The 20475-nt window shown below is 37.1% G+C and carries 19 protein-coding genes; 10 read left to right on the forward strand and 9 right to left on the reverse strand.

Annotation, left to right across the window (positions count from 1 at the left end; genetic code table 11):
* Positions 1 to 10: 10 nt before the first annotated feature.
* The 6 genes from glpK to JOE44_RS14955 all read left to right on the forward strand — a co-directional run bounded on the left by glpK (position 11) and on the right by JOE44_RS14955 (position 7715).
* Entirely contained in the window at positions 11 to 1507 is a 1497-nt protein-coding gene (glpK, locus tag JOE44_RS14930; protein ID WP_209786166.1) for a glycerol kinase GlpK, read from the forward strand.
* A 22-nt stretch (positions 1508 to 1529) separates the two neighbouring features.
* Positions 1530 to 2261 (forward strand): MIP/aquaporin family protein, encoded by a 732-nt coding sequence (locus tag JOE44_RS14935; protein ID WP_209786167.1) that lies wholly within the window; start codon positions 1530 to 1532, stop codon positions 2259 to 2261.
* Positions 2262 to 2270: 9 nt separating this feature from the next.
* On the forward strand, positions 2271 to 3080 hold the full coding sequence (locus JOE44_RS14940) for a hypothetical protein (protein ID WP_105683327.1): 810 nt from the start codon (positions 2271 to 2273) through the stop codon (positions 3078 to 3080).
* 196 nt (positions 3081 to 3276) lie between these two features.
* Positions 3277 to 3699: a hypothetical protein gene (locus JOE44_RS14945; RefSeq protein ID WP_209786168.1), complete on the forward strand. Its 423-nt coding sequence runs from the start codon at positions 3277 to 3279 to the stop codon at positions 3697 to 3699.
* 241 nt (positions 3700 to 3940) lie between these two features.
* A complete protein-coding gene (locus tag JOE44_RS14950) occupies positions 3941 to 4918 on the forward strand; it encodes a hypothetical protein (RefSeq protein ID WP_209786169.1) in 978 nt (325 codons plus the stop codon).
* Positions 4919 to 4994: 76 nt separating this feature from the next.
* On the forward strand, positions 4995 to 7715 hold the full coding sequence (locus tag JOE44_RS14955) for a hypothetical protein (RefSeq protein WP_209786170.1): 2721 nt from the start codon (positions 4995 to 4997) through the stop codon (positions 7713 to 7715).
* 60 nt (positions 7716 to 7775) lie between these two features.
* Here JOE44_RS14955 and JOE44_RS14960 read toward each other — a convergent pair whose 3' ends face one another.
* From JOE44_RS14960 to rpsL, 8 genes are all read right to left on the reverse strand, one after another.
* Entirely contained in the window at positions 7776 to 10028 is a 2253-nt protein-coding gene (locus tag JOE44_RS14960; RefSeq protein ID WP_209786171.1) for a zinc-dependent metalloprotease, read from the reverse strand.
* Positions 10029 to 10174: 146 nt separating this feature from the next.
* Positions 10175 to 10669 (reverse strand): low affinity iron permease family protein, encoded by a 495-nt coding sequence (locus JOE44_RS14965; RefSeq protein ID WP_209786172.1) that lies wholly within the window; start codon positions 10667 to 10669, stop codon positions 10175 to 10177.
* Positions 10670 to 10804: 135 nt separating this feature from the next.
* Complete coding sequence (locus tag JOE44_RS14970) at positions 10805 to 11092, reverse strand: hypothetical protein (RefSeq protein ID WP_209786173.1); 288 nt, start codon at positions 11090 to 11092, stop codon at positions 10805 to 10807.
* A gap of 14 nt (positions 11093 to 11106) precedes the next feature.
* Complete coding sequence (locus JOE44_RS14975) at positions 11107 to 13278, reverse strand: TonB-dependent siderophore receptor (RefSeq protein WP_209786174.1); 2172 nt, start codon at positions 13276 to 13278, stop codon at positions 11107 to 11109.
* Positions 13279 to 13602: 324 nt separating this feature from the next.
* Positions 13603 to 13908, reverse strand: coding sequence for a 30S ribosomal protein S10 (gene rpsJ / locus JOE44_RS14980; protein ID WP_002661363.1), 306 nt, complete (start codon positions 13906 to 13908; stop codon positions 13603 to 13605).
* Positions 13909 to 13924: 16 nt separating this feature from the next.
* Entirely contained in the window at positions 13925 to 16042 is a 2118-nt protein-coding gene (gene fusA / locus JOE44_RS14985; protein WP_105683319.1) for an elongation factor G, read from the reverse strand.
* 6 nt (positions 16043 to 16048) lie between these two features.
* Positions 16049 to 16525: a 30S ribosomal protein S7 gene (gene rpsG / locus JOE44_RS14990; protein ID WP_034694654.1), complete on the reverse strand. Its 477-nt coding sequence runs from the start codon at positions 16523 to 16525 to the stop codon at positions 16049 to 16051.
* 23 nt (positions 16526 to 16548) lie between these two features.
* A complete protein-coding gene (rpsL, locus tag JOE44_RS14995; protein WP_002983146.1) occupies positions 16549 to 16962 on the reverse strand; it encodes a 30S ribosomal protein S12 in 414 nt (137 codons plus the stop codon).
* Positions 16963 to 17419: 457 nt separating this feature from the next.
* Between rpsL and JOE44_RS15000 the strand changes: the two genes are divergently transcribed.
* From JOE44_RS15000 to JOE44_RS15010, 3 genes are all read left to right on the forward strand, one after another.
* Positions 17420 to 17896, forward strand: a complete 477-nt coding sequence (locus tag JOE44_RS15000) for a Dps family protein (RefSeq protein ID WP_105683318.1) — start codon at positions 17420 to 17422, stop codon at positions 17894 to 17896.
* Positions 17897 to 17992: 96 nt separating this feature from the next.
* On the forward strand, positions 17993 to 19171 hold the full coding sequence (gene pncB / locus JOE44_RS15005) for a nicotinate phosphoribosyltransferase (protein WP_209786175.1): 1179 nt from the start codon (positions 17993 to 17995) through the stop codon (positions 19169 to 19171).
* Between the two features lie 124 nt (positions 19172 to 19295).
* Positions 19296 to 19766 carry a YciI family protein gene (locus JOE44_RS15010; RefSeq protein ID WP_209786176.1) on the forward strand — a complete coding sequence of 157 codons (471 nt, stop codon included), beginning with the start codon at positions 19296 to 19298 and terminating at the stop codon, positions 19764 to 19766.
* Positions 19767 to 19801: 35 nt separating this feature from the next.
* Here the strand turns inward: JOE44_RS15010 and JOE44_RS15015 are convergent, their stop codons facing one another.
* A complete protein-coding gene (locus JOE44_RS15015) occupies positions 19802 to 19969 on the reverse strand; it encodes a hypothetical protein (protein ID WP_156106412.1) in 168 nt (55 codons plus the stop codon).
* 261 nt (positions 19970 to 20230) lie between these two features.
* Here JOE44_RS15015 and JOE44_RS15020 point away from each other — a divergent pair, with 261 nt between their 5' ends.
* The gene (locus tag JOE44_RS15020) at positions 20231 to 20464 is read left to right on the forward strand and encodes a hypothetical protein (RefSeq protein WP_209786177.1); all 234 of its coding nucleotides are present in this window, start codon (positions 20231 to 20233) and stop codon (positions 20462 to 20464) included.
* Positions 20465 to 20475 lie beyond the last annotated feature (11 nt).

Consider the following 20475-nt stretch of genomic DNA (forward strand, 5'->3'; position numbering starts at 1 on the left):
CATTATATACATGAATGAAAAACTAATTCTCGCTCTTGACCAGGGAACAACTTCCTCCAGAGCGATTCTCTTCAATCACAGTGGAGAAATAGAATATGTATCTCAAAAAGATTTCAGACAAATATTTCCTACTCCGGGTTGGGTAGAACACGATCCCAATGAAATTTGGTCTTCACAGATCTCCGTAGCAGCAGAAATTATTGCGAAAGCAGGAATCTCCGGACTTGAAGTTGCAGCTATCGGAATTACCAATCAACGTGAAACAACAATCGTTTGGGATAAGGAAACCGGTGAGCCCATCTACAATGCAATTGTATGGCAGGACCGCAGAACTTCAAAATATTGTGATGAACTGAAAGAGCAGGGACATACAGAAACGATCAAAGAAAAAACAGGACTTGTTCTGGATGCCTACTTTTCAGCAACCAAATTAAAATGGATTCTTGATCATGTAGAAGGAGCAAGACAAAAAGCTGAAGAAGGAAAATTATGTTTTGGAACCGTTGACACATGGCTTGTATGGAAGCTTACCCGTGGAAAAATGTTTATTACGGATGTTTCCAATGCCAGCAGAACAATGCTTTTAAACATTCATACACTAGAATGGGATAATGATTTATTAGAATTATTCGACATTCCTAGAAACGTTCTTCCTGAAGTAAAACAAAGCAGTGAAATATATGGAGAAACTGCTACTACTCTATTCTCTACCAAAATTCCTATTGCCGGAATTGCCGGAGACCAGCAGGCTGCCTTATTCGGACAGATGTGCACCACTCCGGGAATGGTAAAAAACACCTATGGAACAGGATGCTTCTTATTAATGAACACAGGAGCAGAAGCTGTTTCTTCTAAAAACAATCTTCTTACAACAGTAGCCTGGAAAATCAATGGAGAAGTCAACTATGCACTGGAAGGAAGTGTATTTGTAGGAGGTGCAGCTATTCAATGGCTAAGAGACGGTCTTAAGCTTATCCGTTCTTCTGAGGAAGTAAACAAACTGGCTGCTTCTGTACCAGATAATGGCGGAGTTTATTTTGTACCTGCACTGACTGGTCTCGGCGCTCCTTACTGGGATCAGTATGCCCGTGGAACAATTGTAGGAATTACCCGAGGTACCACTGATGCCCATATTGCAAGAGCCACACTGGAAGGAATTGCATTTCAGGTTTATGATATTGTAAAAGCTATGGAAGCCGATTCCGGAACAGCCAGTCTTGAATTAAGAGTAGACGGCGGCGCCTCTGCCAGCGATCTTCTGATGCAGATACAGTCTGACCTTTTCGGATTTAAAATTACAAGGCCAAAAACATTGGAAACCACTGCACTTGGAGCTGCCTATCTTGCCGGACTTGCAGTAGGATACTGGAAAAGTATAGACGAAATCCAGGAACAGTGGATTGTAGACAAAGACTTCCACCCTCAATTGGACAGAGAAAAAGTGGATAAAATGACCCACTTCTGGAAGAAAGCGGTAAAAAGCGCTCAAAGCTGGATAGAAGATTAACTCACATATCAAAAAAACTTATATGACCCCATTTATTGCAGAAGTTATCGGTACGATGCTTCTTATATTGTTAGGCAACGGTGTTGTAGCCAATGTTGTCTTAAAAGGTACGAAAGGAAATAATTCCGGATGGATTGTGATTACTACCGCATGGGCATTAGCCGTATTTGTGGGAGTAACCGTTGCAGGGCCAATAAGTGGGGCCCATCTGAATCCGGCTGTAACGATTGGTCTTGCAGCTGCAGGGAAATTTTCATGGGATCTCGTCCCTTCTTATATCGCAGCCCAAATGATTGGAGGAATGTTGGGAGCTTTTCTGGTATGGCTGTTTCATAAAGATCACTTTGCTATTACAGAAGATGAAGGCGCAAAACTGGCTTGTTTCAGTACCACTCCTGCTATCAGAAAAACATCGTCTAACCTTATCAGCGAAATTATCGGAACATTTGTACTGGTATTCTGTGTCTTTTATTTTGCAGATCCAAGCATTTCTTTACAGGCAGATCCAACTGCTAAAGTAGGATTGGGTTCTATCGGAGCCATTCCCGTTACGTTTGTAGTATGGGCAATCGGTTTATCTCTTGGAGGAACTACAGGGTATGCCATTAACCCGGCAAGAGATCTTGCTCCAAGAATCATGCACGCCATTTTACCTGTAAAAGGGAGCAGTGATTGGGGATATGCATGGATTCCTGTAGTAGGTCCTGTTACAGGAGCTATTATCGCTGCCGTTTTATATGGATTTCTAAAATAGTAACAGATGATGAGAAAAGTCTTACAAGGAATCTTCCTACTTGCTATAGGCACAGGAAGGTTATTTTCACAGGAAAATGGCGAAACCAAGGAAACTAAAGAAGGGAGGCTTGATTTTACGGCCAACATTCAGAACAATCACCTATGGAGAGGCCTTATTATTACTGATAAACCGGTGGTAATGGGTAATCTTTCTTATGCCTTAGACGCAGAAAAGAAATGGAAAGTAGGAATCTGGGGAGCTTCTGCATTAGCGGATGATAAAGACAATACCCATTATAAAGAGATCAATTATTATGTTCAATATTCTGACGGACGTTTTTATATCGGATTATGGGATCTTTATAATTCCAGGAATATCAATACTGCTGTGGCCGCTGATGATATCTTCAGTTATTCGCAGAGAAGAACGGCTCATATCATTGACTTAAGAACAAACTACACTTTCGGACCTTCATTCCCTATTAATATTGAAGCTGATATTATGCTCTATGGAGGAGCTAATGCGGGAGAAGTTATCCTTGAAGCCGACGGAAGCTATAAGAAAAACAGATATTCTACTTACATTCAGGCAAGTTATCCTGTTATTAAGGGGCAGAAAGTAAATCTGGACGCATTTGTAGGAGCAGGATTTGCTCTCAACGACAAAACATTCCTGTATGGCAATGGTAAAAACAGTTTCGACATTGTAAATGTAGGTCTAAAGGCTGGAAAAGTGGTGAAGATCACTGATCATTACAGTCTTCCTGTATCAATGATGGCTATGTGGAATCCATCCAATAAGTATGCAAGAATTCAGCTTGCAGCAACCGTTTTTTAATTTGACTTTAACTCAATTATAGAAAGCCACTTCGTTTAGGAGTGGTTTTATTTTTCAAAGAACCTCCCCATCAACGGATTAGATTTATCTCTTCAAAATAACCAATCTGTACGGTATATCTTTTACAGTTTACAATAACCGTATTTTTACGGTCGATGTTTTGCTGAAATATCTTTACTTTTGAAAAAAAATATCTATGAAAAAGTTTTTCAGTGTAATGATTCTGTGCATCAGTATTTTTACATGGGCACAGCAGACAGAAGTTCCTTTTATTGGATACAGAGCTTTTGATATTATGAAGGGGTATAGTGGCACCGGTACTCCTCATTATTATCTGGATGTAAAAAATAATGGGGATGTCCATTTTGGATATGTCCAGGTGAATCAGGCTAGCGGAGAAGAAACAACGGAGGAGATCAATGCAGGAAAATATGCTCCGAATAAGGTAATGAAAGTGGTTTTTAAAAAATATGAGGAAACGTTTTTCGTGAAATTCGACAAAGAAAAGATTTACCTTACCGATGAAAAGGGAAACGTTAAAAATCTTGAAGGCTGCTGCTCATCTTCTGATAGCATCAAAAAAGAAACTTGTACCTGCGAAAGCGAATTTTTTAAGTAGTATAATAATATATAGAGAAAGCCATTCCATTTGGGATGGTTTTCTTGTTGTTGGGAACCACCCCGTCAAATTATAAATTTGCCACCCCTCCGGAGGAGGGGAATAGTTATACAATCTACTGCATTGGAACAAGTCATAGTACGTAAATACGATATTCTTTTGCTTCTGACCTTTAATCACCGGGATTTTACGGTTTATATTCTGCCAAAATATCTTTAATTTTGAAGGGTGATTTACACCAATGAAACATTTTAAAATTTTATTTCTACTTCTTCTCTTTCTTACTGTATCATGCAACAGGAAAGAGCATCATTCTTACACATTTTATTACTGGAAAACCAAACTGAAGCTTGACAATGCAGAAAAGAAAGCATTGGATAAAGCCTCAATTCCTTATTTATATACCAGATTCTTTGATGTAGATAAAGTGAACGGGAAATTTCAGCCGGTGGCAGTGATTACCAAAGACCAAAGTTTTCAGACAGACAAGCAGATTGTTCCTACAGTTTTCATTACCAATCAGACGTTACTGGGTATTTCTGCGGAAGAGATCAAATTCCTGGCAGAAAGCATTCATTTATTGGTTCAAAAGAAAACAGAAGAATATCAACTGAAAACCTATCCTGAAATTCAAATCGACTGTGACTGGACTGCCGGAACACGGAACGATTATTTTAAATTTCTGAAAGAACTGAAGAGAGTTTCCGGAAAAGAAATTACCTGCACACTTCGTCTTCATCAGGTGAAGGATAAGAAACAAACCGGGATACCTCCTGTGGAAAAAGTATATCTGATGTGCTACTCTACTTCTTCGCCATTGGAAAAGTCTGATAAGAATTCTATTCTGGATGTGAATATCTTAAAAAGCTATCTTTCAAAAATTGAAGAGTATCCTATCAAAAAAATTGAAGTCGCCCTTCCTATTTATTCATGGGGAATTGTCACCAACCATTTGGAAAAACATAAACTCATCAATGCTTTATCCAAAAGAGATTTGGAAAATCCGAATTTCAAAAAGATATCCGACTCTGAAATTGAGGTTCTGAAAGACGGATTCTACTTTGGAAGTTATTTAAACAAAGGCTTCAAAATAAAGGTAGAAGAAATATCTGAAGAACAGCTTGAAGAAGTAGTTTCGTTTTTGGAGAAAAAAATTCCACACTTTACTATTATTTATTATCAATTAGATAGTAAATTTGTGTTAGATCGGAAATTTTAAATCTCCCTGAGACAGAGACCTGCCAACGGCCAGAACCAAACCATACAATATTAAAACTAAAAACACTACACACCCTATGAAAAAGTATATTCTTTCACTTGCGGTTGTATCACTTTTCTATACACAATCTGATGCCTGCGCGTGGTCAGATCCTGATTATGATTACTTCAACCTTTTTACGCAAACCATTATCAAGGACAAAGCGTATCTTCCTTTTCTGCACAACTATTCAAGCAGGTTTTATGGAGGTTACAACTCATCATTGATCCCTGATGACAATGTGGAAACATGGAAAAAGTTTTTTAATAATCAGCTCAGTTATTCTGAAACCCAGAATCTGGTGTATAAGATCAGCATGAACGATCTGAATGCTTTAAAGAACGGAAATCCCACAAATCCTCTTTTACAAAAGCTGGGTACAGGATTTTACTCAAAATATAAAGAGGCTATTGATTATTTAATTGAAGCCAAATATCTTGAGCCTTTTATGAGCATCAATTATGTTGAAAGTGAGAATTCATTTTATTACGACAGAGATGCCAGCAGAAAAAATGCAACAGCTCTTGATTATCATAAAACTATTGCCGCCTTAACTTCTTTGTACAATGCGGCAAGAAATCCCGAAATCAAACAACGTTACGGGTATCAGCTGGTTCGTCTGAATCATTATACAAGAAACTATGATTCTGCAGTACAGGCTTTCAAAACTTATGTGGCTCCCATAAAATTAAAAGGATCGGTTTACTTTATGTCTCTGGATCAACTGGCAGGAGCCCAAAGAGGATTGGAAATGAACAGTGATGCCAACTGGAACTTCTTTCAGGTATTCATGAATAGTAAAGACCGTAAGGAATCTGCATTTGTTTCTATGAAGCTTTCTGATACGGCATCTTTCAGCAATATCATGAAAAGAGCCAATACGAATGAAGAAAAGAATATGGCTTATTTCCTTTTAGGATATGAAGACTTCAACAATCCCATTCCGATGATGGAAAAGATGTATGAAATCAATCCTGATTCTGAAATCCTGAAAGTAATGGCTGCCAGAAGTATCAATGAGCTTGAAAGAAGCTATTTGCCTACGTATTACTATACTTCAGAGGCTCAAAAGGTATCGGCAAAAGAAAACTCTGTGAACGACGCTGCAAAAAACAATTCTACAGCTCAAACAAAACCTGAAGTAAAGGAAGAAAAACTTTCTTTCTGGCAGAAAATTGTAAGGTTCTTTAAAAATCTTTTCGGTGGTTCGAAATCTGAAAAAACAGGTGATAGTGCTAAAGCTGATCAAAGTGATGATGAGTTATTTAGTAATCCTGACCGAATTCCATTCTATAACAGAACAGGTTATTACTACGATGAAAAAACACAGGATTTCCTTGATGATCTGGAGAAATTCACTGATAAAACAAAAGAAAAATCCAAAGATGAATACTGGCAGATTGCCGATGCTTATCTCAAATTTTTAAAGAAAGATTACAAAGGAAGTTCTGAAATTCTGGACGACATCAAAACAGCTAACCCTGAATATCTGGAGGAAATCAAAAGAATGAAAGTTCTGAATGATATTGTTTCCCAGCCTAAAATTGATGCAGAATATGAAGATCACCTGATGAAAGATTATGCGGAATATTTCGTAGAGAAAAAAGTAGAAAAAGACACCGCTGCTACAGATAATTTCGATTATTATGGTGAAGTGCCTTCTACTGCAGATTTCCTTAAAGATGTTATTGCTAACCGTTATTTCCTTCAGGGAGAAGACGGAAAATCTTTCCTGATGAACAATAAGCTCTCTGATCTCCAGTACAATCCAAATTCCAACTTAGTGAAAAGTGTGGAAGAGTTTTACAGAAAGCCCAATAAAACTCATTTTGAACAACAAATCATTGCCAAAAACATGGACAGCGTAGGCAACATTGATGCCTTCTTCAGTACCATTTATGGAGACAGAGCCATGAGGCTTGCCGATTTTGAAAAGGCAAAAGCTTATTATGGAAAAGCAAAAAGCTTTGCAGGTATTCCAAGACAGAATTATGAATGGACAGAAAAGAATGGGCAGACCATCACTCCAAAACAATATGCACCTGCAGAGTATGACGGATTTAAAAACATTTCAAATCTTGTATTCGGACATAATGTTTGGGAGAGTTTCGGAAGTCCTGATGCTGAAAGTATGAAAGCCGAAAACTATACAGATTTCCCTTTCATCAAAACAAGTATGGATAAACTTGAACTGGCAGACGCACTAATTCAACTTAAAAAGATTGGAAACGGAACGGATGAAAAAGCAGCAAAAGCCAACCAGCTTATCGGAAACTTATTGTACAACACCTCCATTTTAGGCTATTACCGTCAATTGTTTGTTATGGATATTGATAACAGCAACGGAGGTAAATACGACTTCTGGAATACGAACAGAAAGAATCCTTATAAGTATTATTATAAAAACTTCCTTGATACCTCTTATATTGAACCCGACAATTTTGATCTGTCTATCAATTATTATCAAAAAGCACTTAAGCTTTCCAATAATAAAGAAGAAAAAGCAAGAATCCTATTCCAGATGGCAAGTGCCGAACAGGGTAAATATTACCAGTATGAAGCGAAAGCTCCAAAAGATTTTGATTATTCAGATCCGAAATGGTCTGAAAAAGAAGACGCCCGCCAAAAGGAAATGGACCAACTTAAAAACCAGAAATACAGAACCTACTTTGCTCAACTGAAAGCTCAGTATTCTGACACTGAAACAACGAAAAGCCTTATGGGCAGCTGTAGTTACTTCAGTTATTTCATGAGATAATATCTTCCATAAAAAAACCTCTGAGTGATCAGAGGTTTTTATTTTGGTATTTTTACCGTATTATTTTTTCACAAATTTAGTGGTGCTCTTCTCTTCTTTATTATTGATTGTAATAAAGTAGATTCCTTTAACCAGTGTTCTTACATTAATTTTACCCTCTCCTATGGTTCCTTTTGCAATCACCTGTCCCGGAGCATTGAAAATTTCATAAGAAGCGTTTGAAGAAACATTCATGACATTCAATACATCTTCTACCGGGTTCGGATAAATCTTAACAGATTTGGTACTTCCAGCTTCAGAAACAGCCAATAGACTGGATACGGTAGCCTGCTTCGCTGCGTAGAAAACATTTCCGATTGCAGAAACTCTCAGGTGAATTGTTTTTCCGGCTAAAGATGCAGGAATGAAAACACTTGCCGATCCGTTATTTGGTACTGATGCTGCCAGATCACTCCAGGTTACTCCACCATCTTCTGTATAATCAATTTTAACATTCGCTACATTATACGGAGAAGCTGTAGTTCCGGAAACCGTCCATGCAATAGTAGAGTTTGCATTAGGAGTCAGTGATGTTGTATTAACGGTAAACGCAGCCGCATTCCCTACAACGACAGTCTGTGTAGCATAAGCAGTCTGAGCCTGTCCTCCCGGTTTATTATCTCTTACCGTTACCCGGAAGTTTGTTGTTCTTGCTACTGTACTGACAGCTTCAAAATCTGTTGTATTTTTTACAGCACCGCCAAGCACGGTAGCCAGTTTTGGAAAATATCTTGTAGGACTTACAGTAGGTGCCCAGGATCTGAAATTCGCTCCTGAACTTGTATTTCCAATGTTATTTTTGGTTACTCCATTGCCTAAACTGCTAGGATTTACCTGTTCCCAGCAATAGGTCAGTGCATCTCCATCCGGATCTGTAGCTGATGCTGTTAACACAAATGCTGTAGATTTCGGAATGGTATAAGTAGTAGGCATTGCTGTAACCACAGGTGGGTTATTGGTAATCGGAGTTTCAATATCTGCTGTTACAGAAGCAAGATTGGTCTGTACCTGCTCAATACTTACATTATGAAAATACACATCGGAATGCTTTTGTACATCTGTAGTTGGACCTGTAATTCCTGCATATCCCATGATGGTAGACCCTGAACCTGGTTCTACTTCCTGATTCAGAAAATTTTCGTAGAAACTGTATGTATGGGAATCTCCCAATTGGTGTCCGATTTCATGCGCTACAAAATCAATATCAAAAGCGTCTCCACTTGGTGGTAATTGAGCGGTACTGTTTTGGTTCCATGTTCCACCAGCGTAATAATCTATTCCAGGGGAAGTATATCCACTTCCTTTATAATTGCCTGGAGAAGGTGAGTTTTGACAATTAGGATCAATACTTGTAGAGGTATCATTACTTCCGATACAACCGATGCAACCGGCACTTCCACCGCCACCTGTTGCTCCAAATAAATGTCCTATATCAAAATCTGCATCTGTAACACCGTATGCTCCTCCATGTAATGTATTCATCAATTCATTATTCCATTTGCACATAAGACTGGACTCGCTATAAGGATCATTGGCAGCATCCGTAAATATCAGGTTGGGAGCATTAATCGCATTAACATGTACATTAAATTCTTTTTCAAGTACACCATTCACTCTTGATAAGGTAGCATTTATTTGGGTAAGAGCACCTGCTGCCCCTCCAAAGAAAGCAGTATATTCCCCTGTTACAGACATTGCCAGTCTAAGGGTATGGAATGTTTTATTATTTGATTTTGCTGTAGATCCGGAGTTCATAAGCTTCTGCATTCTGGCAACAGCTTCTTTATCTTCTTTTGTATTACACACAAATGCATGTCCGTTCTTATTAGTCTTCCCATGAACGGAATAATAAGACTTATCAGACGTTGCAGGTTCTATAAATTCATATTGCCCGTCGGCACCAATAATCATAGACTGGAAATCATTGGGAGCAACGCTGAACCGGATGTATTTGGTTGGATCATCAGTTCCAATCCCTACATAAGAGCCCAACTGGTATTTATTAGCCAAAGCTTCATCCATAACGGGAAAACTGTTGACTGTAAATTTTTCTATTTTTCCATCAAGAGTAGGAATATTGATAGTGATGGGAGAACCTTCACCTATTTTAGGAGCTCTTAGCAACTGCGTTCTTATCTGGTCAATATCAAGTTGGTAGTAAACAGAACGATCACTCTTTTTTATTATTTTCTGTTGAGGCAACCCTCTGCTCCATTGTGCATTTGCTGATATTGCGAACAACAATACTGGCAAGCAAAATAATTTTGTTTTCATATATTTTTTTCAATAAATGTAGATATTTATCAAAAAAAATACTAAAAATCAGATGAAAAATCAAAAACAAGCCCGAAAACCACCATAACACCCATTAAAAAATTAAAAATAAACCACAATATTTAAAATATTAAGAAAATTTTTAATCAATTCTTTTTTTGTTCCCGCTTTTGCAGCCATTCTTCATGTTTTCTTTTGAAGAATTCATATTTGTAATCCTGGTTTCTTTGTGCCGCATCTATGGAATGAGATGTATGAATATCGGCATCTTTTTTGGCAAGCTGCCCCAGTTTTTCATAATAGATGTGGAGCTGATCAAGTTCTGCTTCTGTAAGGTCTTCAATATCTACAATACGGTTGCTTGCTTTTTCATGAGCGGCAATGAGTTCATTCAGTTTGATCTGTATGGCTTTGGAATCTTTGTTCTGAGCTTTCTGAATCAGAAATACCATCAGGAAGGTAATGATTGTTGTTCCGGTATTGATGACAAGCTGCCAGGTTTCAGAATAATCGAAAAAAGGTCCGGAAACTGCCCATATTACTACAATAAGAAAAGCGCCCATAAAAGCATATGGACTTCCTGTAAATTTTACAGCCCAGTTTGAAAATTTTTCAAAAAAACTATGGTTCTTTTTTTCCATGATTGTCATTTTATAGAGTGATTAAATGTATAAAATTAACAGGAATCAGGAGTCATAAATACAAACAAAAACATTAAGACAATACTACTGTCTTAATGTTTTCTAATTAAAATTGATATGAATGTTTGAAATATATTATTTGATTTTTCCTGAAAAACGATTTTCAAGGTTTTGTTTTTCTTCTGCTATCATGCTTTTACCGATGTGAGGAGGTGAAAAAACTTTTGGATAATATGTATTATTCCAATGCTCCTTCCAAGGTGAAATGTTACCCCAAGAATACATACTTGTAGGATTTTTATAATGTTTTTCAATATTTTCTCTTGCTGTTTTCAGTTCTTCTTCAGACAAATGTTCTTCGGAACATGAAGCTAAACCAGCCGTGGCAATCAATACTAAGAATACTGTTTTGGTAATTTTCATTATATTTTTTTGATTTAGAATTTATAGTTTACCTGTACAGCAAAGTTTCTAGGCTGAATCTGATCAATGTATCCACCTCTGAAATAAGAATTATATCCTACTGAATCAAAGATGTTATTGAAGAATCCTCTTAATCCTAATCCATTTTTGAAGGAATATCCTATCTGGGCATCTACCGTAGTATATTGCGGCATGAAGAAAGGTTTTTCTCCTGGCTGAGTTCCATTCACATGGCCATTTTCTGTATTGGTATATTGTTGTTTATAGTCATCTACTGGTCTTTGTCCAACAAAATAGATTCCGGCTCCTACGTCAAGGCCTGTTAACATCCCTGTATCGAATTTATAATTCAGCCACGCATTAGCAGAATGCTTAGGCGTATTAATAGGTGCTGAACCATTCACAAATGAAGGGCTGTCTTCATATTGTGCATCCACATAAGCCCATCCCGTCATCACTTGTAGGTTGGGAAGAATTTTACCTATCAATTCAACTTCAACACCCTGTCTTTTTAAGTTACCGGCAAGGGCATATTTTCCGGTAGGATTTCCGCCATCAAGAAGTTCATATGATAAATTATCTGTCTTGATATCAAAAAGCGTTACATTAAATCTTAATCTTTCATTCAGCCAGTCTGATTTAATTCCAGCCTCCCATTGTTTTGTAGTAGATGCTCCTACAGTCCCTCCGCTGAACAATACATTATTGGAACTTCTCAACGCAGTAGTGCTTGTATAGGAACCAAATATGTTCATATTTTCAATCGGAGAAATCATAATCCCCAATGAAGGATTCCATGCGTAGTCTTTTTCTTTATCTGAGCCAATGAGTCTGCTGTAACGAACTCCTAAATGAGCTTTAATATACTTATTAAAAGTAATGACATCCTGTGCCATTAGCCCCATTGTAGGTGCTACTGTGTTAATAGCATTAGCTGTTGATAAGTCTATATTAACTCCCGCAGGAAGAATATTGTTGATTTCATTCAGGACATTGATCTGGTCAACATCTTTAGCTTTATACGAAGTGGTTGTAACATTAGATTCTTTCCAGTCAAAACCTACCTGAAAAGTATGTTTCATGAATCCTGTCATGACATCGGCTCCAATAAAATCGAATTGAAATACTTTATTTAAATCCTCTCTATCAGATCGGGTTAATGTTCTGTTACGGAACTCTGTGGGATTATCTCTCTTTAAAGGAGCCAGCGCTGCACCTACAATTTCAGTCTGATAAGATGAGCTCATATAAGCCGCCCTTAATTTCAATTTCTCAGTCAGCTTTCGTGTAACCGTTGTTGAGAAGTTGAATGTTTCAGTCTTTGCCTTATCTGTAGAAAATCCAAGGAATTTTCTTCCCGGCATTTTATATATTGCCTCAGTATCTCCTTTGGCAAGGTTTACAGTTCCTCTATCCGGTGTTGTATTGTTATGCATATAATCCATTTCCACCACAATCTCAGTTTTATCGTCCGGGCGGATGGCAATGGATGGATTTACGTAAATACGTTCTGTATTAATAAATCTTCTGAAGCTATTATTATTTTGGTACGCTGCGTTTAGTCTGACAGCAACTTTCCCCTGAGAATCTAATACTCTCTGGAAGTCAACTGTTGGTCTATAGAAATCCCAGCTACCGTATCTGAAGCCAACATTAGTCTGATTGATAAATTTAGGAACTTTAGTGACCACATTAATCACTCCACCTGCAGAACCTAAACCGTCACCTATTCCCTGTGTAACAGCCGCAGATCCTTTAATTATCTGAATACTTTCTATTCCCTGCATATCAGTAAGCATTCCTGCAGTACGGAAATCAGAATCCATCTGAACCCCGTTCTTTAAAACCGGAACTCCTCTGTATCCTCTGATAGACATACTTTCTCTGGTTCCGCCGTAGCTACCGAATTGAGTTACTCCAGGAACATTCTTTGCAACGTCTGTAACCGTTAACCCTCCTAGATCCTCAATTACTTTATGGGAGATTACTGAAATACTCTGAATCTGGTCTCTGGTTTTTAATGGCAATCTTGTGATTGTCTCCAAACCTTGTGGTTGCTTTTTTCTTTCACCGAATAATTCTACTTCGTCAATTTCCTTCGACTTTTTAATAGAATCATTAACTTTCTGTGCATTTACAAAAACCCCACCTAACACAAGCAGAGAAAAGGATACTACTTTATTCATCTGATAATTTTTTGCAAAATTATTATTTTTATTCATTCTAAATAAATAAACAAGAGTGACATATGTCACCTGAAAAAGAAGTATTAATATCAGATCATTAATCTTATCCTAAGACCCATTATAATCTCCAAACAGATTCATAACATCATTAAAGGTTATTTCTCCAACGCCTTTTATGGTTATAGAAAGTACAATGCAAAAAAAAGCAGATTTGATGGTTTTCCAATCTGCTTTTGATCGTTTTAATTCCGTTAAGTAATCGCTAAAAAAAATCCGTCCCTAAAAAGGAACGGATTTGTATAATCATTGCAAAGTATGCATTTATCACACTTTAATTTCAACGTCTACACCTGAAGGAAGTTCTAATTTCATTAGAGCATCAACAGTTTTAGAAGAAGAAGAGTAGATATCCATTAGTCTCTTGTGAGCTGAAAGTTGGAACTGCTCTCTTGCTTTCTTGTTTACGTGCGGAGATCTCAATACTGTGAAGATTCTCTTATTCGTTGGCAATGGAATTGGACCGTTTACAACAGCACCAGTAGCCTTTACCGTTTTTACGATTTTCTCAGCAGACTTGTCTACCAAGTTGTAATCGTAAGATTTTAGTTTTATTCTGATTCTTTGTGACATTTCTTTAATTTAAAAATTAACCTTTTGCTTTAGCTATGATTTCTTCAGCAACGTTTTGTGGAGTAGCTTGGTACTTCTCTAATTCCATAGAAGAAGTAGCTCTTCCTGATGAAAGTGTTCTTAGAGTAGTTACATATCCAAACATTTCAGAAAGTGGAACAGAACCTTTGATTACAACAGCACCGTTTTTCTCTTCCTGACCACTGATAGTACCTCTTCTTTTGTTAAGGTCACCAATGATGTTACCCATATATTCTTCCGGAGTTACAACTTCCAGTTTCATAATAGGCTCCATAATTACTGGCTTAGCAGCACGTCCCGCTTCTTTAAATCCTAATTTAGCAGCCATTTCAAATGAAAGAGCATCAGAATCCACCGCGTGGAAAGATCCGTCTTTAAGAATAACTTTAATACCTTCAACTTCGAAACCAGCCAAAGGACCGTTTTTCATTGCAGCTTTAAAGCCTTTTTCAATTGCAGGAACAAATTCTCTAGGAACGTTACCACCTTTGATCTCATTGATGAATTCTAAACCAATTTTACCTTCTTCTGCAGGTCCTAGTTCAAATACAATGTCAGCAAATTTACCTTTACCACCAGATTGTTTTTTGTAAACTTCTCTGTGTTGAGCAACTTTTGTTAAGTTTTCTTTGTACTCTACCTGAGGTTGTCCTTGGTTTACTTCAACCTTGAATTCTCTCTTCATACGGTCAACAATGATATCTAAGTGAAGTTCACCCATACCAGAGATGATCGTTTGTCCAGAAGCTTCGTCAGTTCTAACCGTAAACGTTGGATCTTCTTCAGCCAATTTAGCTAGAGCGTTACCCATTTTATCCTGGTCAGCTTTAGTTTTAGGCTCAACAGCGATACCAATTACCGGATCAGGGAAAACCATCGATTCAAGAACGATTGGGTTTTTCTCGTCACACATTGTATCACCAGTTTTGATAGACTTGAATCCTACTGCTGCACCAATATCACCAGCTTCAATATATTCTACTGGGTTTTGCTTGTTAGCGTGCATCTGATAGATTCTAGAGATTCTTTCTTTATCTCCTGAACGAGTGTTCAAGATATAAGAACCAGCATCCAGTCTTCCAGAGTATGCTCTGAAGAATGCTAATCTTCCCACGAACGGGTCAGTAGCAATCTTAAATGCTAGAGCAGAGAAAGGCTCATCTACAGATGGCTTTCTTGTAATTTCAGCATCTGTTCTTGGGTCAGTACCTTTGATATCATCTTTATCCAATGGAGAAGGCAAGTATTTACATACTGCATCCAACATAAACTGTACTCCTTTATTCTTGAATGAAGAACCACAAGTCATTGGGATAATAGATAAATCGATAGTAGCAGCTCTCAATGCAGCATTAATTTCTTCTTCTGTAATTGAATCCGGATCTTCGAAGAATTTCTCCATCAAAGTTTCGTCATATTCAGAAACAGCTTCTACTAATTTCTCTCTGTATTCAAGAACTTCATCTTTCATGTCTTCAGGAATTGGCACTACTTCGAAAGTAGCTCCTTGTCCTGCTTCATCCCAGATGATCGCTCTGTTTTTAATTAAGTCAACAACACCTTTGAAATCTTCTTCAGCACCGATTGGTAAAACGATTGGAACTGCGTTAGATCCTAACATTTCTTTAACCTGGTTTACCACGTTAAGGAAGTCAGCACCTTGTCTGTCCATTTTGTTTACAAATCCCATTCTTGCAACTTTGTAGTTGTCAGCAAGTCTCCAGTTTGTTTCAGACTGAGGCTCTACTCCATCTACTGCAGAGAATAAGAATACCAATCCATCCAATACTCTTAAAGATCTGTTTACCTCTACTGTGAAGTCAACGTGTCCCGGTGTATCAATGATGTTGAAGTGGTAAGGTTTAGTATCAGCAACAGGTTTTCCTTGATCTGTTGGAAAGTTCCAAGAACAAGTGGTAGCTGCAGAAGTAATAGTAATACCTCTTTCTGCTTCCTGCTCCATCCAGTCCATTGTAGAAGCACCATCGTGAACTTCTCCAATTTTGTGGTTTACCCCTGTGTAGAATAGAATCCTTTCTGTAGTGGTAGTCTTACCTGCATCAATGTGAGCAGCGATACCAATATTTCTTGTAAATTTAAGATCTCTTCCCATTTCAGATTAGAATTTGAAGTGTGAGAAAGCCTTGTTAGCTTCCGCCATTTTGTGAGTATCAGATTTCTTTTTGAAAGCAGCACCTTCTTCTCTTGAAGCAGCTACAACTTCGTTAGCTAATTTCAAAGCCATAGACTTATCATTTCTAGCTTTAGAATATTTGATTAACCATTTCATTGCCATAGAAATTTTTCTATCAGCTCTGATTGGCATAGGGATTTGGAAGTTAGCTCCACCTACTCTTCTAGAACGTACTTCTACGTGAGGCATTACATTTGTAAGTGCATCTTTCCAGATTTCAAGTGCAGTTTTTTCGTTATCTCCTTTTTTAGTTTCTACGATCTCTAATGCATCATAGAAAATTTTGAATGCGATAGACTTCTTACCGTCTAGCATTAAGTTGTTTACGAATCTCGTTACCAATTGATCATTAAATTTCGGATCTGGTAACAACGGTCTTTTTTTCGCTTTTGTCTTTCTCATTGCTTTTGTACCTTATTTAATGATTATTTTTTCTTTCCTTTTGCAGGAGCAGCAGCTGCTTGTCCTGGTTTAGGTCTCTTAGCTCCGTACTTAGATCTTCTCTGAGTTCTTCCATTTACACCAGCGGTGTCTAATGCACCTCTTACGATGTGGTAACGTACTCCCGGTAGGTCTTTCACCCTTCCGCCTCTAACCAATACTATCGAGTGCTCTTGAAGATTATGTCCTTCGCCCGGGATATAGGCGTTAACTTCTTTACCGTTTGAAAGTCTTACCCTTGCTACTTTTCTAAGTGCAGAGTTAGGTTTCTTAGGTGTAGTAGTATATACTCTCGTACATACTCCACGTCTTTGTGGACAAGAATCAAGGGCAGCCGATTTGCTCTTCTTGGCAAGCGTGGCTCTTCCTTTTCTTACTAATTGTTGAATAGTAGGCATTTAATTGCTTTTTATTTTAGGGTGCAAAAATAGTAATATTTTTTTAATCTGCAAATACTTATATAAAAATTAAAATCAAATACTTACATCCCAAATCAATCACATTTCATAAGTACCATTATGGAAGTACAATCTACATGCGGAAAAGAGACAGAAAAATTTATATTCCGGAGCTTTAAAAATGGATATTAAATAATTATGAAATTTATCTTTTTAAAGATGATGTATAAAATTTTTCATTGTAAACAGATTCCGGACTCCTTCTCCGATATATCCAAACTATATTTAAAAACTTTCTTATAGTTATCATCTATTAATAATCAGAGGTGTTCGGCACGATATTTCGTAAATTTGAAGTACACAAAATAATAAACGATCTATCACATCCACAAAGCTTCTTCCTACACTTAATAGAAGCTGTGATTGTATACGACCATAAAAAAATAAATATATACATATGAAAAACGCAAGTATTATTGGCCTTAAAGAAGCCGACTGCAAAAACATTTCAGAAAAATTAAATGTACTGTTAGCGAACTATTCTGTATTCTATCAGAACACCAGAGGTTCTCACTGGAATATTAAAGGAGAACAGTTCTTCACCCTTCACCCAAAGTTTGAAGAATTGTATAACAGTCTGGTTTTAAAAATTGATGAAATTGCAGAAAGAATTCTTACCCTGGGAGCTACTCCTGCACATAATTATTCTGATTATTTAAAGGTGGCAACCATTAAAGAAAGTAAAGAAGTGACAGACGGTACTAAAAGTGTTGAGCAGATTCTTAATTCATTTAAAGTAGTCATTGATCTCCAGAGAGAACTTTTAGACATTACAGATAAAGCTGGAGATGAAGGTACCAACTCTCAGATGAGCGACTATATTACGGAACAGGAGAAAGAAGTTTGGATGTACAATTCTTATCTTGGAAAATAACTCCATCAAAAGCATGGAAATATTTCAAAAAAATCGCCTTACATTTAGGCGATTTTTATTTTTTATTTTTATATTTGCGTTAAAATTACACATATTATGAACGGCGTAAGATTAAATTCTATTCTCGATAATGATTTCTATAAAATAACCATGCAGAATGCAGTGGTAAAACTATTCCCGGGTTCTATTGTAAAATATGAATTTATCAACAGGGGAAAACACCACTTTCCGGATGGATTTGATGCAGCTTTAAGAGAGGCCGTTAATAAGATGGCTGAACTTAAACTTACGAAAGACGAAAAAAAGTTCATGGCGAGAACCTGTCCTTATATAGATCTTCCTTATCTTGATTTTTTAGAAGGGTATCATTATGATCCATCCGAAGTAAAAATACATCAGGAAGGAGGCGATCTTTCTGTTACGGTGGAAGGTCTTTGGTACAGAACCATCCTTTGGGAAGTTCCATTGCTTGCACTGATCAGCGAGCTGCATTATGAAATGAACCACATGGAAAGAGATTCTAATGAGGTCGTAATGAGCAAGACGATAGAAAAAGCAGATTCACTAGGCAGACTTGGAGTAACATTTGCAGAATTTGGAACCAGAAGAAGACATTCTTATAAGGTACAGAATCTGGTGATGGAAGCTTTGACCCAGAAAAAAGAGTCTACCTTTATAGGAAGTTCAAATGTTCATTTTGCTATGAAGTATGGCGTAAAACCTATCGGAACACACGCACACGAATGGTTTATGTTCCATGCTGCTGAATATGGATTCAAAATGGCCAATGAAATGGCACTGGAACATTGGGTAGATGTTTACAGAGGTGATCTTGGAGTAGCCCTGTCTGATACTTATACTACTGATGTTTTCTTCCAGCAGTTTGACAAAAAATTTGCAAAACTTTTTGACGGGGTGCGTCATGACAGTGGTGATGCTTTAGAATTTGCAGACAAAACCATTGCACACTATCAAAGAAATGGCATCAATCCTATGTTTAAATATATTATTTTTTCTGATGCATTAAATCTTGAAAAAGTAGAAGAAATCACCAATTACTGCAGAGGGAAAATTGGGATCTCATTCGGAATCGGAACCAACCTTACCAATGATGTGGGATTAAAACCAATGAACATTGTGATGAAACTCATCGGTGTACAGGCTCCCAATAAAGAATGGATTCCTACCGTAAAACTTTCTGACGAACATGGTAAATATACAGGCGATCCAAAGATGATTGAACTGGCGAAAGAATTTTTAAGAATAAAAGATTAAAATAAACTCATCTGAACAATAAGATAAACCTCGTATCCATCGAGGTTTTTTTGTATCATGCCTTCATTTGAAATTCAATTCAGAAATCTTTAAGATTTTATTATATTTATCAAAATAAAACAAGATGAAATCAAGAACTTTACTCATCGTAGGTCTCCTCCTATCAGCATTATCTATTGCTCAGGAAAAGAAAGCAGATAAACCTAAATACAATCAGGAACTGGCTACATCTTTAGGGGCTGACAAATATGGAATGAAACCCTATACTATTGTCATGCTGACAACAGGTACCGCTAAGATTGAAGATAAAGCCAAAATGGGCGAACTCATGAAAGGTCACATGACCAATATCGGGAAACTGGCAGATGAAGGTAAAATTGTTGTCGCCGGACCTTTCCTCGAAAAGAATAAAGAAAACTACCGCGGCATGTTTATTTTCAATACCAAATCTAAAGAAGAAGCCGAACAATGGGTAAAAACAGATCCTGCAGTTCAGGCTGGTGTTTTCAGTTATGAAATATTCCCCTGGTACGGTTCTGCTGCCCTGCCTTTGTATCTTAAACATCATGATGAAGTTGCAAAAGAAAATCCTTAATAAACAAGAAATCCCTCAATTGAGGGATTTTTTTATTAATCAAAACAGATATACGGTTTTCTTGGGGGATAACAGCAATAAGGATTACTGCAGAATATGTATCCTGCCGGACAACCTCCATCTACGGGTGTCTCACAAGCTAATGCTGCACCACCCAAAACAGTTTTTAACTCTTTTCTGTTTAAGCTTTTTAGATTTTTCATGATTAATTTAGTTTAATTTAGTTTCCTACTCTTGAAGATTTTCGGATTCCTCTATTTATCTCTCTTTATATGGAATTAAATATACGGTTTATTTTTAAAAAATTCTGAATTTCAGATCATTATCATTAAAAAAAACAATTATTTTAAGAAATACATCTTGTCACAATGAATTAATTTAATTATTTTAGCTAAAAAGCAATATAACTTACATAACTCACTGTAAATAAGTGATAAACCAATATCATAATTAAAAATTAAACCATGAAAAAGAACTTAACAAAACTTTTAAGAACAGATTTGAAAAATGTATTCGGAGGAACTCTTTATCCTGCAGAATGTCCCGGAGGATGCCACGGTGAAGGCATGATCAGATGTCCTGACGGCACCACTACTATGACTAATTTTATATGTATGGGAGGAACCTGTCAACCGGCAGCCATGTGCAAACCATTGGTTCTTGAACCTTTTCCAGATCCGATTACCATCACCCCGTAATCTGATAAATT

This window comes from Chryseobacterium sp. PvR013, assembly GCF_017833095.1.
Lineage (GTDB): Bacteria > Bacteroidota > Bacteroidia > Flavobacteriales > Weeksellaceae > Chryseobacterium > Chryseobacterium culicis_A.